Genomic DNA, 15,929 nt, shown 5'->3' on the forward strand with positions numbered 1-15,929 from the left:
TAAGGGCTCGGCTCGCCGTCGTGCAGGAGGCTCCTCCCCTCCCCGCTCGACCGTGGCGGCGCTGCCGCCGCCACGGGAGGTGTCCTGCGAGTGCTACTCGGCCGCGTCGGCCGGGGGCTCCAGCTGGTCGTTCGCCGCCTTCTTGGAGGACGTCAGCTCGACGTTGAGGCCGAGCGAACGCATCTCCTTGACGAGCACGTTGAACGACTCGGGGATGCCCGCCTCGAACGTGTCGTCGCCGCGCACGATGGCCTCGTAGACCTTGGTGCGGCCGGCCACGTCGTCCGACTTGACGGTGAGCATCTCCTGCAGGGTGTAGGCGGCGCCGTAAGCTTCCAGAGCCCAGACCTCCATCTCACCGAAGCGCTGACCGCCGAACTGCGCCTTACCGCCCAGCGGCTGCTGGGTGACGAGGGAGTACGGGCCGATCGACCGCGCGTGGATCTTGTCATCCACGAGGTGGTGCAGCTTCAGCATGTAGATGTAGCCCATCGTGACCTTGCGGTCGAAGGGCTCGCCGGTCCGCCCGTCGTAGAGCGTCGACTGCGCCGAGCGGTCCAGCCCGGCCATCTCCAGCATCTGCTCGATGTCGGCCTCCTTGGCGCCGTTGAACACCGGAGTGGCCATCGGCACGCCGCGACGGACGTTGTTGCCCGCCTCCAGCAGATCCTCATCGGACAGGCCCTCCAACTCCGACGGGGAGTAGATGGACTCCATCTCCTGCTTCAGCGGGGCGATGTCCTGCGTCTTGAGATAGGCATCAACCGCCTTGGACACCTTGCGACCCAGGCCCGCAGCCGCCCAGCCAAGGTGCGTCTCCAGGATCTGACCGACGTTCATGCGCGAGGGCACACCCAGCGGGTTGAGCACGATGTCGGCATGCGTCCCGTCCTCCAGGAACGGCATGTCCTCGATCGGCACGATCCGCGACACGACACCCTTGTTGCCGTGACGGCCAGCCATCTTGTCGCCCGGCTGGATCTTGCGCTTCACCGCCACGAAGACCTTGACCATCTTCATGACGCCGGGCGGCAGCTCGTCGCCGCGCTGCAGCTTCTCGACCTTATCGAGGAAGCGCTGCTCGAGGCGCTTCTTCGACTCGTCGTACTGCTTCTGCATCGCTTCCATCTCGGTCATGAGACGGTCGTCGATGACGGCGAACTGCCACCACTGCGAACGCGGGTAGTCGTTGATCAGCTCGCGGGTGAGCGTGGTGTCCTTCTTGAAGCCCTTCGGCCCGGCCACCGGCGCCTGACCGATCAGCACATCCGCCAGACGGGCGTAAGTGTTGCGGTCGAGGATCGCCTGCTCGTCGTCGCGGTCCTTGGCGAGACGCTCGATTTCCTCGCGCTCGATCGCCTGGGCGCGCTCGTCCTTGTCGACGCCGTGCCGGTTGAACACCCGCACCTCGACGATGGTGCCGGTGACGCCCGGGGGCACACGCAGGGACGTGTCGCGCACGTCGGAGGCCTTCTCGCCGAAGATGGCGCGGAGGAGCTTTTCCTCCGGCGTCATCGGGCTCTCCCCCTTCGGCGTGATCTTGCCGACGAGGATGTCGCCCGCATGGACCTCGGCACCGATGTAGACGATGCCCGCTTCGTCGAGGTTCTTTAGCGCCTCTTCGGAGACGTTCGGGATGTCGCGGGTGATTTCTTCCGGACCCAGCTTGGTGTCGCGGGCCATCACCTCGAATTCCTCGATGTGGATCGAGGTGAACACGTCATCCTTCACGATCCGCTCGGAGAGCAGGATCGAGTCCTCGAAGTTGTAGCCGTTCCACGGCATGAACGCGACGAGCACGTTCCGGCCGAGCGCCAGCTCGCCGAACTCGGTCGAGGGACCGTCAGCGATGATCTCGCCCTTCTTCACGAACTCGCCGACGCGGACCAGCGGCTTCTGCGTGATGCAGGTCGACTGGTTGGAGCGCTGGAACTTCTGAAGACGGTAGATGTCGACGCCCGGCTTGTTGGCGTCGGCCTCTTCCGTGGCGCGGATGACGATACGGGTGGCGTCCACCTGATCGATGATGCCCGCACGGCGGGCCGCGATGGCGGCACCGGAGTCACGGGCCACCACCGCTTCCATGCCGGTGCCCACGAACGGGGCGTCGGCACGGACCAGCGGCACCGCCTGGCGCTGCATGTTCGAGCCCATGAGGGCGCGGTTGGCGTCGTCGTTCTCGAGGAACGGGATGAGCGCCGCTGCGACCGACACGAGCTGCTTCGGCGACACGTCCATGAGGTCGACGCGCTCGGGACCCACGACGATGACTTCACCGGCGCGACGGCAGACCACGAGGTCTTCCGTCAGCTTGCGAGCCTCGTCCATCTGCGCGTTGGCCTGCGCGACGTAGTACTTCGCCTCCTCCATGGCCGAGAGGTAGGCGACCTCATCGGTGACGACGCCGTCGCGCACGCGGCGGAACGGGGTCTCGATGAAGCCGTACTTGTTCACGCGGGCGAAGGTCGCCAGCGAGTTGATCAGACCGATATTCGGGCCTTCCGGCGTCTCGATCGGGCAGATGCGGCCGTAATGGGTCGGGTGCACGTCGCGCACCTCGAAGCCGGCGCGCTCGCGGGTCAGACCGCCCGGGCCAAGCGCCGAGAGACGACGCTTGTGCGTGACCTCGGAGAGCGGGTTGGTCTGGTCCATGAACTGCGAGAGCTGCGACGAGCCGAAGAACTCGCGCACCGCCGCAGCGGCGGGCTTCGCGTTGATGAGGTCCTGCGGCATGACCGTGTCGATATCGACCTGGCTCATGCGCTCGCGGATGGCGCGCTCCATGCGCAGGAGGCCCAGGCGGTACTGGTTCTCCATGAGCTCGCCGACCGAGCGCACGCGGCGGTTGCCGAGGTGGTCGATGTCGTCGATCTCACCCTTGCCGTCGCGCAGCTCCACCAACGCCTTGACGACCGCCAGCATGTCCTCCTTGCGGAGGGTGCGCACAGTGTCGGCGGCGTCGAGGTCGAGACGCATGTTCATCTTCACGCGGCCGACCGCAGAGAGGTCGTAGCGCTCGGCATCGAAGAACAGCGAGTGGAACATCGCCTCGGCGGTGTCGAGCGTCGGCGGCTCGCCCGGACGCATCACGCGGTAGATGTCGAACAATGCGCCTTCGCGGCCCGAGTTCTTGTCCACGGCCAGCGTGTTTCGGATGTACGGGCCGATGTTGACGTGGTCGATATCGAGCACGGGCAGTTCGGTCACGCCGACATCGTCAAGCGCCTTGAGCAGCTTCTCGGTGATCTCCTCGCCGGCCTCGGCCCAGATTTCACCCGTCTGCATGTTGACGAGGTCTTCGGCGATATACTGGCTGACGAGATCCTCGTCGGTCGCCTTGAGGAACTTCACGCCCTTTTCGGTGATCTGACGGGCGTTGCGGGCATTGAGCTTCTTGCCCGCCTCCAGCACGACCTCACCGGACTCGGCGTCGATCAGGTCGGTGGTCGCCTTCAGGCCCTTCATGCGCTCGGCATCGAACGGCACACGCCAGTCGGCGCCGTCGCGGTCGTAGACCACGCGGTTGTAGAAGGTCGACAGGATCTCTTCGCCGTCGAGACCCAGCGCGTAGAGCAGCGACGTCACCGGCAGCTTGCGCTTCCGGTCGATGCGGACATGCACGATGTCCTTGGCATCGAACTCCACATCGAGCCACGAGCCGCGATACGGAATGATGCGCGCAGCGAAGAGCAACTTGCCCGACGAGTGGGTCTTGCCCTTGTCGTGGTCGAAGAACACGCCCGGCGAGCGGTGCATCTGCGAGACGATGACGCGCTCGGTGCCGTTGACGATGAAGGTGCCGTTCTCCGTCATCAGGGGCATGTCGCCCATGTAGACGTCCTGCTCCTTGATATCCTTGACCGACTTGGCCTGCGTGTCCGGATCGACATCGAACACGATGAGACGCAGCGTCACCTTCAGCGGAGCCGCGAAGGTGATGCCGCGCTGACGGCACTCGTCCACGTCGTACTTCGGCGGCTCGAACGTGTAACGGACGAACTCGAGCAGGGCCGTCGAGGCGAAGTCCGAAATCGGGAAAACCGACTTGAACACGCTCTGCAGGCCCTCGTCGGCGCGGCCACCCTCCGGCTCGTCGACCATCAGGAACTGCTCGTAGGATGCCTTCTGAACCTCAATGAGGTTCGGCATCTGCGTCACTTCCTTGATCTTGCCAAAGAACTTCCGAATGCGCTTGCGACCGACCAGCGTGTTGGCCATGTGACCTCGCTCCATTCCGCGTGCCCGTTGCCCGGGGAAGCTCGAGGCTCCCGCACCGTGGCTGTGACGCGCGCCCCGCCGGACCACGCCACCCGTCCCGAATTCCGCTGGACCCGTTCCAGGGCCCACCGGTCGCCCGAAGCGACCTTAGCCCGCGGGTGCGAACACCCGCGGGCTCCGGTTCCGGTCAGCCCCAAGAGGCGCGCCGGAGAGTGATGGGCCGTTGGCGGCCCATCGCCGTCTTACTTGAGCTCGACCTTGGCGCCAGCCTTCTCGAGCTGGGCCTTGAGCTTGGCGGCGTCGTCCTTGGACACGCCTTCCTTGACCGGCTTGGGAGCGCCCTCGACCAGGTCCTTGGCTTCCTTGAGGCCGAGACCGGTGATCGCGCGGACCTCCTTGATGACCTCAATCTTCTTGTCGCCGGCGCTGGCGAGGACGACCGTGAACTCGGTCTGCTCCTCGGCGGCAGCGGCAGCGCCACCACCAGCGGCCGGACCAGCGGCGACGGCGACGGCGGCAGCGGCGGAGACGCCCCACTTCTCTTCGAGCATCTTGGCGAGCTCGGCGGCCTCGAGAACGGTCAGCGACGACAGGTCGTCGACGATCTTGGCGAGATCAGCCATGTTGGTGTCCTTTCAGGATATCGGTTCGAACGGTTGGGTTTTGAAGGGGCCTCAGGCGGCCTCGTCCTTCTTGGCGTAAGCCCCGAACACGCGGGCGAGCTTGGCTGCCGGCGCGGTGCTGAGCTGAGCGATCTTGGTCGCGGGAGCCTGGATGAGGCCCACGAGCTTGGCGCGCAGTTCGTCGAGCGACGGCAGCGAGGCGAGCGCCTTCACACCATCGGGGTTCAGGGAAGTCGTGCCCATCGCCCCGCCAAGAATCACGAGCTTGTCGTTCGTCTTGGCGAAGTCGACCGCGACCTTGGCGGCTGCGACCGGATCGCCCGAATAGGCGAGCAGGGTCGGGCCCTTCAGGAGCGGCTTGATGGAGGCGACGTCCGTGCCTTCCAGAGCGATGCCGGCGAGGCTGTTCTTGGCGACCTTCACGGTGGCGCCGGCCTGCTTCATCTGCGAACGCAGCTTCTGCATGTCGGCAACCGTGAGGCCCTTGTAGTGGGCCACGACGACGACGGCGCTCTGATTGAACACGCCGTTGAGCGTCGAGACGAGATCAGCCTTTGCTGTCCTGTCCACTGGGCTCTCTCCGGTTGGCGGAACCTGGATTGGCTCCGCCGGTTGCACATGCCGCCCGGACGTGCTCGGCCTTGCGAAAGACCGTGAACGTCCGAACGACGCTTCGCGGCCCTGTCCCCGACGAACCCCTGACGGGACCCTGCGGGTGAGTTGGTTCAAACCGATTGCCTGCCTGGCCGAAGCCTGGCGCGGCTGTCGTAAAACGTCGGTCATCCCCGTCTGTGCAGGCTTGGCGATTAAGCTGGCGAACCAGCGCCTGCAGTCTCGGACAGGACATGGCCGAGCAAGGCTCCATCAGGCTGTTCACCCTCTGGATCCCGCTGGCCAGTGACGTCCGGTTACCCGGACGACATTTCGAACGGAAACCGGCCTATCGGCCGTATCCCTTGATCAAAAGAAAAAGCGTGAGGCGCGGTGTATAGAACCTAGCAAGCTGCCTGCCAAGGCCCGAAGCGCGACTTTTCCGCCGCAGGCAAGGGGCGAAGCACGGAATAGCTGCCATGCGCCGTCCGCCGCCGTCGGCTGGGGCGCGACGGATGGCTTTGCTTTTCGGGTCACCGGGGATATCTTTCTTGGCGAGGAACCGCGGGAGGCACCCCGCGGGCCCTCTTATCAGACGATCCGACTAGATCATCATGGCGAGATGGATGGCGAACCGCCACCCATCTCGCGTTTTCGCGATAGTGATGCTCACCATCAGCGGAAACACGATCAACGTCCTCACCTCCTCCGACATGCCTGCTCTCAGGCGGCGGCCGGCCAGCTCCGCCACAGGCTTCCATGCCCGAAGCCGTCGCATCGGAGGGTGATCGACTGATCGGCCAAGCTTAGGACCAGCGTCTTAAGCTGTCACGTCTTTGGCTCGTCTCAGGACACGTCTTTGCGCGTCGAGGCAGAGCTTTGCTCCCCTCGACGGCTTATCCACTCGATTTGCGGATGTCTTTCCAGACGCTGGGACAAACCTGCGGCGAGGCCGGCTTACGCCGCCTCGCGCTCCGGCACGAATCGACGCCGGGCATTCTCCCACCAGCTCCGCTCCTCGGCCTCCTTCGCCTCCGCAGCCTTGGCCGCGTAGAACGAGGCGTTGTGCTCGCCGCGCAGGGCCTCGCGGGTGAAGCGGATCAGGTGATGGGCCACGAAGCCCATGTTGAACACCGCCTCGATCTGCCCCCGCTTCAGGGCATAGCCCGCAGCCCGCCAGAACGGCCCGCGATAATCCGAGAACAGCCCGACCCGCGTGATGATGTTGAAGCCAAGGATCAGCCCGCGTCGCAGGTTGGTGAGCGTGAGCTTGCCTGCTGTCGGCGTGGTGATCCGGTGCGGATAAGTCACCTCGCACTGATGCTTGAACCGCTCGAAGATCTTCTCCGGGTCATAGGCGTGCCCGATGGCCCGGCGCCAGCTCGCCACCACCGTATCGTGCGGGCGCTTGAACAGCACGTTCGATTCGAGCGCAGCGTCGTGGATGAGGCGGCCCTCCTTCTCCAGCCGGTCCCAGAGCGGCGTCTTTGGTAGGGCCTGAAGAAGGTTGATCGTCAGAACGGGAATCGCCGAGCGATCGATGAAGTCGATGAGGTTCTGCTCGGATTTGTCCGTATCGGAATCGAGGCCGAGGATGATGCCGGACGTCACCTCGAGCCCATAGGAGTTGAGGGTCGAGATCGCCTCGTACATCGGCACGGCCGCGTTGTGCGTCTTGTCGATGCCCTTCAAAGCCTCCGCTTCCGGCGTCTCGATGCCGACGAACACGGTCATGAAGTTGGCCTGCCGCATCAGCTCGAGGATCTCGGGCTGCTTGGCCATGTTCAGGGTCGCCTCACAGGCGAACTGAAGTGGGTAGTTGTTCTTCTTCTGCCACTCCACCAGCACCGGCAGCATCTCGCGCGTCGCCTTGCGGTTGCCGATGAAGTTGTCGTCCACGAAGTAGACTACCGCCGGGTGGCCCGGCTGGCTGACGATGGCGTCGAGCTCACCGCAAAGCTGCTCGGGGGTCTTGAGGCGCGGCTGCCGTCCGTAGAGCTGCGGGATGTCGCAGAATTCGCAGCGATAGGGACAGCCGGACGAGAATTGCAACGACCCGATCAGGTAGCGCTTCAGCGGCACGGCCTCGTAGGCTGGGGCCGGGAAGTCCGCGAGGGCGAGGCGGTCGGCGGTCTCGTAGGTCTCCTGCGCAGCGGGCCGAGCCACACCCGCGTCGAGGCGGGCGATCAGCCGGTCCGTGGCATCTCCGATCTCACCAATGTGGAGGCAATCAAAATCCGGGTACTTTTCCGGCGCACCGGAGACGGAGGGACCACCGAGCACGGCGAGCTTCCCGGCTTCGTGGGCGCGGGTACCAATGTCGTGGATCTGCCCTTCCTGAATGTGCATGCCGGAGACGAAGACGGCGTCCGCCCAGGCGAAATCGGCCGGGGTGGCGCGCTTGATGTTCTCGTCGATGAAGCGGCACTCCCAGGTCTCGGGCATATAGGCCGCGATGACGAGGAGCCCCTGGGGCGGCATGAATGCCTTCACGCCGCCCATGAGTGGGTAGGCGTGGGAGAATGTGCCGAAGGACGGCGTGTAGGCGGGGAAGACGCAGAGGATGCGTCGACGGGACGTGACGGAGACGGTGCTGCGCATGGACGCCTAGATAGCACAGCAAAACGCGAAGGCGCCCCCTCCGCGATCACGAATAGTGCGATTGCAAACGCTCCTCCCGAAGCCAAAACGCAAAACGCCCGGCCGTCTCCGGCCGGGCGCTTCGCTAGGTCGCAGGAGCCTGCGAACGACTATGCGGTCAGAACCGTGTTCGGCTCGACCTTCACGCCCGGGCCCATCGTAGAGGTGACGGCGATGCGCTGGACGTAGGTTCCCTTGGCGCCGGTCGGCTTGGCCTTGGCCACCGCATCGGCGAACGCCTTGATGTTCTCGACGAGCTTGTCGGCATCGAACGAGACCTTGCCGATACCGGCATGGACGATGCCCGCCTTCTCGACGCGGAACTCGACGGCGCCACCCTTAGCGGCGGCGACGGCGCCCTTCACGTCCATCGTGACGGTGCCGACCTTCGGGTTCGGCATCAGGCCGCGCGGGCCCAGCACCTTACCGAGACGACCGACGAGCGGCATCATGTCCGGGGTCGCGATGCAGCGATCGAAGTCGATCTTGCCGCCCTGAACGATCTCAAGGAGATCCTCGGCGCCGACGATATCGGCACCGGCGGCCTTGGCGTCGTCAGCCTTGGCGCCGCGGGCGAACACCGCCACGCGCACCGTCCGGCCGGAACCGTTCGGCAGGTTGCAGACGCCGCGGACCATCTGGTCGGCGTGACGCGGATCGACACCGAGGTTCATGGAGACCTCGACGGTCTCGTCGAACTTCGCGGTCGCCCGCTCCTTCACGAGCTTGATCGCCTCGGCGAGCGGGTAGAGCTTGGTCGGCTCCAGGCCCTCGCGGGCGGCGCGGATGCGCTTTCCTTCGCGTGCCATGTGTCCCTCCTCAGGCCGTGACTTCGAGGCCCATGGCCCGGGCGGAACCCCGGATCATGGCGACCGCCGCTTCGACGGAATCGCAGTTGAGGTCGGGCATCTTCTTCTCGGCGATCTCGCGCAGCTGCGCTTCGGTGATCTTGCCGACAGTCGGGCCCTTGCCCGGGGTCTTGGAACCGGAAGCCGGCTTCTTGCCGATCTTCAGGCCCACTGCCTTCTTCAGGAAGAAGGTGACCGGGGGCTGCTTCATCTCGAAGGTGAAGGACCGGTCCTGATACGCGGTGATGATCACCGGAATCGGGGTGCCCTTCTCCATCTGCGCGGTCTTCGCGTTGAAGGCCTTGCAGAATTCCATGATGTTGAGGCCGCGCTGACCGAGCGCGGGGCCGATCGGCGGCGACGGATTGGCGGCGCCAGCCGGGACCTGAAGCTTCACGTAGCCCGTGATCTTCTTCGCCATGGGGACTGCTCCCAATGTTCATCCGCCCCCACGCTGCCGAGGCGCGGCGGGTCGGACGGTTGCAGGTCGCGGTACGAACCGAAGCTCCCGGAGGCGAAGCCGGGCGGATCTCCCGCGTGTTTTACGCTCAGACCTTCTCGACCTGGGCGTATTCGAGTTCCACCGGAGTGGCGCGGCCGAAGATCGACACAGCCACCTTCAGGCGGGAACGAGCATCGTCGATTTCCTCGACGGTGCCGTTGAAGCTTGCGAACGGGCCGTCCGCCACGCGGACGGTCTCGCCGATCTCGAAGGAGATCGAGGGCTTCGGGCGATCGACGCCCTCGGCAACCTGACCCTTGATGCGCTCGGCCTCGGCGTCCGGGATCGGCACCGGCTTGGACTTGTCGGCGCCGAGGAAGCCCGTGACCTTCGGAGTGTTCTTGATGAGGTGGTAGACCTCGTCGGTGAGGTCGCACTTCACGAGGACGTAGCCGGGGAAGAACTTGCGCTCGGCATCGACCTTGCGGCCGCGGCGCACCTCGACGACCTTCTCGGTCGGAACCATCACCTCGTCGAACAGGTCGGTCAGCCCGCGCTGCGCGGCCTGGTCCTTGATGGACTGGGCGACCTTGTTCTCGAAATTCGAATAGGCGTGGACGATGTACCAGCGCTTGGACACGGCTTTCGCTCAACTCCGATAAAGTCCGGGGCGTGACGCCCCTCAGAGCCCGAGGATCAGGCCGACGATGAAGCGCATGGCCTGATCGACCACGGTGAAGAAGAGGCTCGTCACCACCACCATGATGAACACCATCATCGTGGTGATGGTGGTCTCGCGGCGGGACGGCCACGTGACCTTGCGGGCCTCGTCACGGACCTGGGAGAAGAACTCGCCGGGTCCGACACGCTTCTGGGGCACCTTGGCAGGCGGCGTCTGACGGGCGGGCGGCACGACATCGCGACCGCGGTTCGTGCCGCGGGCGAGGTCCACCTTCTTCGTCGCTTCGTTCGATGCCATGGCGCCAGATTCGTTGACGGATACGTGCCTTGCGGCTGCGTTCAAAAACGCGAACGCCCGGCGCCGAGGGCCATTCCGGCCCGCACCGACGGTCGCTTCAGATCTCGGATCGGAGCCGCTCTAGCGCAAGTCAGGAGACTTGTCGACCACGGAGCGGCAGGGGCCGGAACTGGCAGGAGTGGAGGGACTCGAACCCGCAACCTCCGGTTTTGGAGACCGGCGCTCTGACCAGTTGAGCTACACTCCTGTGTGCCCCGCTTGCGCGGCGCGAAGGCTCCATGCCGCAACCGCATCGCGGATGCAAGGGCTGCCGCGCCTTCCAGAGCCCGAAAAGGAAAAGGCCGGCACCAGGCCGGCCTTTCCACACCTGCTACGTAAGGCGATCAGTCGTTGATGGCGGCGACGACGCCGGCGCCGACGGTACGGCCGCCTTCGCGGATGGCGAAGCGCAGCTTCTCTTCCATGGCCACCGGCACGATCAGCACCACGTCCATGGTCACGCTATCGCCCGGCATCACCATCTCGGTGCCCTCGGGCAGCGTGCACACGCCGGTCACGTCCGTCGTGCGGAAGTAGAACTGCGGCCGGTAGTTCGTGAAGAACGGCGTGTGGCGACCGCCCTCTTCCTTCGTCAGGATGTACGCCTCGGCCTTGAACTTCGAGTGCGGCTTCACCGAACCCGGCTTGCACACGACCTGGCCGCGCTCCACGTCCTCGCGCTTCGTGCCGCGCAGCAGCACGCCCACGTTGTCGCCCGCCTGGCCCTGGTCCAGGAGCTTGCGGAACATCTCGACGCCGGTCACCGTCGTCTTCGTCGTCGGGCGGATGCCCACGATCTCGACTTCCTCACCGACCTTGATGATCCCGCGCTCGACGCGGCCCGTCACCACCGTGCCGCGGCCCGAGATCGAGAACACGTCCTCGATCGGCATCAGGAACGGAAGGTCGATCGGACGCTCCGGCTGCGGGATGTAGCTGTCCACGCTCTCCATCAGCTTCAGCACGGCTTCCTTGCCGAGCTTCGGCTCCTTGTCCTCGAGCGCCATCAGGGCCGAGCCCTTGGTGATCGGGATGTCGTCGCCGGGGAAGTCGTACTTCGACAGAAGCTCGCGCACCTCGAGCTCGACGAGCCCAGGAGCTCCTCGTCATCGACCATGTCGCACTTGTTCAGGAACACCACCAGCGCCGGGACGCCGACCTGACGCGCCAGAAGGATGTGCTCGCGGGTCTGCGGCATCGGGCCGTCGGCCGCCGACACCACCAGGATCGCGCCGTCCATCTGCGCCGCGCCCGTGATCATGTTCTTCACGTAGTCGGCGTGGCCGGGGCAATCGACGTGCGCATAGTGGCGGTTCGTCGTCTCGTACTCGACGTGCGCCGTCGAGATCGTGATGCCGCGCGCCTTCTCCTCAGGAGCCTTGTCGATCTGGTCGTACGCCGTGAACGTCGCGCCGCCGGACTCCGCCAGAACCTTCGTGATCGCCGCCGTCAGAGACGTCTTGCCGTGGTCGACGTGACCAATCGTCCCAATGTTGCAGTGCGGCTTGGTGCGAGAGAACTTTTCCTTGCCCATGATTCCCGTTCCTGCGGCGGGGGCAGCGGGGGCGCCCCGGATCCTGCTCGGCCGCCCCGACGCTCGACGGGGCCTAAAAGCGCCGACCGCTTAGAGGGTCATGCCGCGCGGATCAAGGGCCGAGCCGAATTCACCTTATTCCGCCGGGCCGTCGCCGAGGCCCGGCGCGCAGGGCCCCGCAACAGCTTCGCTTTGGACGCTACTGTGTCCTCAAAGGCATAGGCGCCCCGCGGCTTGGCGTTTAACTTGACCTTAGAGCAAGCCAAAACAAACTCCGGGTCTCGCCCAAATGATCAAGAAAGTCCTTCTCGCCACCGCAGCGTCGGCGCTCGTCGCCACCGCCGCCAGCGCCGCCGACCTTCCGCGTCGCGCCGCTCCGCCGCCGGTCTTCACGCCGGTGCCGGTCTTCACCTGGACGGGCTTCTACGCCGGTCTCGAGTCGGCCTACACCTTCACCGACAACCAGCGCATCACCACCACCGGCCTGACCGCCGTGACCGCCGGCAACGTGCAGGCCGGTCGCCGCCCGGGTCTCGTGACGACCTCGCAGGACGGCATCGCCAACATCGGCGGCACCGCTGGCTACAACTACCAGTTCACGCCGGGCTCCGGCATCGTGGTCGGTGTCGCGAACAGCATCGACTGGACGGACATCACCAAGAACCGCTTCATCCTCGGCGCTCCGCTCGCCGGTGGCGTTCTCCCGAACCCGAGCCAGTACCGTCAGAGCCTCGACTGGCTCGGCACCCTGACCGGCCGCGTCGGCTACGCCTTCGACCGGTTCCTCGTGTACGGGACCGGCGGTCTCGCCTACGGCAACGTCTTCCACGACGTGAACTTCTACAACCCGGCCGGTACCCTGCAGTTCGCTGGCCGCTACGACGACTTCAAGATCGGCTACGCCTACGGCGGCGGCATCGAGTTCGCCCTGCCGACCGACAGCTTCCTGAACACCTTCGCCGTTGGCCGCTATCTCGGCATCAAGTACGACGCCATCACCATCAAGGCCGAGTACATCCACTACGACCTCGGCTCGCAGAACGTGCTGGTCAACGCCATCCCGGGCGTCGGCACCGGCGCCTACCTCTCGCGCTTCAAGACCGAGGGCAACATCGTCCGCGCCGGCTTCAACTACAAGTTCGGCGGCTTCTAGGATCACGGGCGGGGAGCAATCCCCGGCCGACAGGGGGGCGGGTGCCGGACACGGCGCCCGCCCCTTTTCGCGTGAACAGGGGGAAGGCGCGTCGCATGCACATGTACGGCAACTGGCGGTCGGCCGCCGCCTTCCGGGTGCGAATCGCCCTGAAGCTCAAGGGGCTGGCCTACGAGGAAACCTTCATCGACCTCGATGCGGGCGACCAGCACAAGCCGGATTTCCGCGCGATCAATCCGCAAGGCGCCGTGCCCGCGCTGTTCGACGGCGACGGGCCCCCGCTCACCCAATCCCTCGCCATCCTCGACTACCTCGAGGAGACGAAGGGCGGCCAGCGCCTCCTGCCGGAGGATGCCCGTGAACGGGCCAGGTCGCGCTCGCTCGCGCAACTCGTCGCCTGCGACACCCATCCGCTCTACGTGCCACGCGTGCGCAACTTCCTGATGGAGGAGTACGGCCTGCCGAAGGATCGCATGATGACCTTCGTGCGCCACGCCTTCACGAGCGGCCTGACGACGCTGGAGAAGCGACTCGCGACGGAGGCCGGAACGGGCCGATTCTGCCAGGGCGACGCCGTGAGCCACGCCGATCTGTGCCTCGTGAGCCTGTGGGTCGGCACGGGCATCTTCGCCGTGGACACCGCACCCTTCCCGACCGTGAAGCGGATCGCCGAGACCTGCCTCGCCATCCCGGCCTTCGCGGAGGCGCATCCCCTGCGCCAGCCGGGCGCTCCGCAGGGCTGACGCGACAACGCGGCGCGGCGGAATGAGGGAATAACTGGCAAACTCCCGCCGCGCCGGTCTATTCAACATCCCAGTCGGCGGCGTGGACATCCCGCGCCGTGATCTCCGAGGCATCCATGGGTTCAACGGCAAGCGCGTCCGGTCCTCATCGTATCGTCGTCGTCGGCGGAGGCGCCGCCGGCCTACAGCTGGTGACCAAGCTCGGCGATCGCCTCGGAAAGAAGAATCAGGCAGAGGTCGCTCTGGTCGACCGGGCGCGGACCCACATCTGGAAGCCGCTTCTGCACGAGGTCGCCGCCGGGAGCCTCGATGTCGGCCACCACGCGGTCGATTACCTCCACCACGCGCACCAGCACCATTTCCGCTACCGGATCGGCCAGATGACCGGCCTCGATCGGGAGGCGCGAGAGATCACCCTAGCGCCGAGCTTCGATGCCGAGGGTCGGCAGGTCACGCCCGAGCGCAAGGTCGCCTACGACACGCTGGTGATCGCGGTGGGCTCCACGACCAACGATTTCGGGACGCCCGGCGTCGCCGAGCACGCCATCGCCCTCGACACGCAGGAGCAGGCGGTGCGTTTCCACCAGCGCCTCGTGAATGCGAGCCTGCGGGCGCACACGCAGGATGGACCGGTGCGGCCCGGCCAGTTGCACGTCACGGTGATCGGCGCGGGCGCCACCGGCACCGAACTCGCCGCCGAACTCCACCGCACCCTGCGCCATGTGGTGGCTACGGGTCTCGACCGGATCGACCCGGACAAGGACATCCGCATCACCCTGGTGGAGGCGGCCGACCGGGTGCTCCCGGCCGTGCCGGAGCGCCTCTCGGCCGAAGTCATGCAGCTCCTGCGCAAGATCGGCGTCGACGTGCGCCTCAAGGCGCGGGTGACCGAGGTGCGGGCCGACGGCGTGGCGCTGGCCGATGGCACCTTCCTGCCCTCAGAACTCGTCGTCTGGGCGGCGGGCGTGAAGGCTCCGCCCTTCCTTCAGAACATCGGCGGGTTGGAGACCACGCGCACCAACCAGCTTGTGGTGACGCCGACCCTTCAGACCACCCGCGACCCCGACATCTTGGCCATGGGCGATTGCGCCTATCTGGTGGAAGTGGGCTCCGATCGGCCGATCCCGCCCCGCGCGCAGGCGGCGCATCAGCAGGCGACTCACCTCGTCGGGCAGATCGAGGCCAAGATCGCCGGCAAGCCGCTCAAGCCGTTCAAGTATCGGGATTTCGGCTCGCTCGTGTCGCTGGGCCATTACTCCACGGTGGGAAGCCTGATGGGCTTCATCCGCGGCCAGAACATGCTGATCGTCGGCCTGTTCGCGCGGATGATGTACCGCTCGCTCTACAAGATGCACGAGCGCGCCCTGCACGGGACGATCAAGACCACGATCGACGCGATGGCCCGCGCGCTCACCCGGCGGACCGTCTCGCGGGTTAAGCTCCACTAAGTGCAACGACACAAAACAGAAAGGGAGAACGCCATGATCCTCATCAGCGTGATGTACCCGGCCGGACCGAAGTTCGACATGGGCTACTACCTGAACACCCATATGCCGCTGGTGCGCGAGCGCTGGTCGGGCATGGGCCTGCACGAGGCCACCGTCGTCACCGGCACGAGCACGCCGGATGGCGGGCAGGCGCCGTTCCAGGTGATGGCCCTGCTCAAGTTCGAATCGGCCGACGCCTTCGCCACGGCCGCCGCCGCCCACGGCGCCGAGATCTTCGCCGACATCCCAAACTTCACCGATGCCCAGGCGCAGGTGCAGCTCGAACGAGTTCGCATGATCGACGTCATCGAGGCCGTAAAGGAGGCTGATCCCTCCCTCGGTACTTATGTGCTGGTCCTGCGCGGCGACGCGCGGGCGCTCGCGGCACCGGACCGGTTCACCCCGGAGGCGCAGGCTTGGATCGACGCCAAGGCGCCGGGAGCCAAACTGGTTCAGGTGCCGGTGATGCTGAGCCCCTATCCGGGCGGCACGCCGACCCCCGGACGCTCAGCGTCGCCGCCTTCGCCGATTCCCGCGAACTCGCGGCCTTCGCGACGGCATGGACGAGCGATCCGATAGAAGACGAAGCCGAGGCAGGCTGAAGCGCACCGTCGTCGTTGCACGCGTCAGCG

General features: G+C 66.0%; 11 protein-coding genes, 1 tRNA gene and 2 pseudogenes. 4 read left to right on the forward strand and 10 right to left on the reverse strand.

Going from position 1 to position 15,929, the window contains the following annotated elements:
- Nucleotides 1-93: 93 nt before the first annotated feature.
- From rpoB to tuf, 10 genes and pseudogenes are all read right to left on the reverse strand, one after another.
- Nucleotides 94-4,218, reverse strand: coding sequence for a DNA-directed RNA polymerase subunit beta (gene rpoB, locus ACFQE0_RS03255; RefSeq protein WP_378967008.1), 4,125 nt, complete (start codon nucleotides 4,216-4,218; stop codon nucleotides 94-96).
- 242 nt (nucleotides 4,219-4,460) lie between these two features.
- Nucleotides 4,461-4,841, reverse strand: a complete 381-nt coding sequence (gene rplL, locus ACFQE0_RS03260) for a 50S ribosomal protein L7/L12 (RefSeq protein ID WP_378967011.1) — start codon at nucleotides 4,839-4,841, stop codon at nucleotides 4,461-4,463.
- Between the two features lie 51 nt (nucleotides 4,842-4,892).
- Nucleotides 4,893-5,411: a 50S ribosomal protein L10 gene (gene rplJ / locus ACFQE0_RS03265; protein WP_378967013.1), complete on the reverse strand. Its 519-nt coding sequence runs from the start codon at nucleotides 5,409-5,411 to the stop codon at nucleotides 4,893-4,895.
- Between the two features lie 978 nt (nucleotides 5,412-6,389).
- Nucleotides 6,390-8,033 carry a B12-binding domain-containing radical SAM protein gene (locus ACFQE0_RS03270; RefSeq protein ID WP_378967015.1) on the reverse strand — a complete coding sequence of 548 codons (1,644 nt, stop codon included), beginning with the start codon at nucleotides 8,031-8,033 and terminating at the stop codon, nucleotides 6,390-6,392.
- Nucleotides 8,034-8,182: 149 nt separating this feature from the next.
- Nucleotides 8,183-8,881: a 50S ribosomal protein L1 gene (rplA, locus tag ACFQE0_RS03275; protein WP_378967018.1), complete on the reverse strand. Its 699-nt coding sequence runs from the start codon at nucleotides 8,879-8,881 to the stop codon at nucleotides 8,183-8,185.
- 10 nt (nucleotides 8,882-8,891) lie between these two features.
- Nucleotides 8,892-9,341 (reverse strand): 50S ribosomal protein L11, encoded by a 450-nt coding sequence (gene rplK / locus ACFQE0_RS03280; protein WP_238248985.1) that lies wholly within the window; start codon nucleotides 9,339-9,341, stop codon nucleotides 8,892-8,894.
- A gap of 127 nt (nucleotides 9,342-9,468) precedes the next feature.
- On the reverse strand, nucleotides 9,469-10,002 hold the full coding sequence (nusG, locus tag ACFQE0_RS03285; RefSeq protein WP_378967020.1) for a transcription termination/antitermination protein NusG: 534 nt from the start codon (nucleotides 10,000-10,002) through the stop codon (nucleotides 9,469-9,471).
- Nucleotides 10,003-10,044: 42 nt separating this feature from the next.
- The gene (gene secE / locus ACFQE0_RS03290) at nucleotides 10,045-10,341 is read right to left on the reverse strand and encodes a preprotein translocase subunit SecE (protein ID WP_378967022.1); all 297 of its coding nucleotides are present in this window, start codon (nucleotides 10,339-10,341) and stop codon (nucleotides 10,045-10,047) included.
- Nucleotides 10,342-10,511: 170 nt separating this feature from the next.
- Nucleotides 10,512-10,588, reverse strand: a tRNA-Trp gene (locus ACFQE0_RS03295).
- Nucleotides 10,589-10,724: 136 nt separating this feature from the next.
- Nucleotides 10,725-11,914: pseudogene (tuf, locus tag ACFQE0_RS03300) on the reverse strand (elongation factor Tu).
- A gap of 289 nt (nucleotides 11,915-12,203) precedes the next feature.
- Between tuf and ACFQE0_RS03305 the strand changes: the two are divergent.
- From ACFQE0_RS03305 to ACFQE0_RS03320, 4 genes and pseudogenes are all read left to right on the forward strand, one after another.
- On the forward strand, nucleotides 12,204-13,067 hold the full coding sequence (locus tag ACFQE0_RS03305; RefSeq protein ID WP_378967024.1) for an outer membrane protein: 864 nt from the start codon (nucleotides 12,204-12,206) through the stop codon (nucleotides 13,065-13,067).
- Nucleotides 13,068-13,162: 95 nt separating this feature from the next.
- Nucleotides 13,163-13,810, forward strand: a complete 648-nt coding sequence (gene maiA / locus ACFQE0_RS03310; RefSeq protein ID WP_378967026.1) for a maleylacetoacetate isomerase — start codon at nucleotides 13,163-13,165, stop codon at nucleotides 13,808-13,810.
- Nucleotides 13,811-13,926: 116 nt separating this feature from the next.
- Nucleotides 13,927-15,258 carry an NAD(P)/FAD-dependent oxidoreductase gene (locus ACFQE0_RS03315; protein ID WP_378967028.1) on the forward strand — a complete coding sequence of 444 codons (1,332 nt, stop codon included), beginning with the start codon at nucleotides 13,927-13,929 and terminating at the stop codon, nucleotides 15,256-15,258.
- A gap of 33 nt (nucleotides 15,259-15,291) precedes the next feature.
- Nucleotides 15,292-15,579 (forward strand): annotated as a pseudogene (locus ACFQE0_RS03320) (EthD family reductase); the annotation flags it as partial.
- Nucleotides 15,580-15,929 lie beyond the last annotated feature (350 nt).

The organism is Methylobacterium komagatae (genome assembly GCF_042661665.1).
GTDB classification, from domain to species: domain Bacteria; phylum Pseudomonadota; class Alphaproteobacteria; order Rhizobiales; family Beijerinckiaceae; genus Methylobacterium; species Methylobacterium komagatae.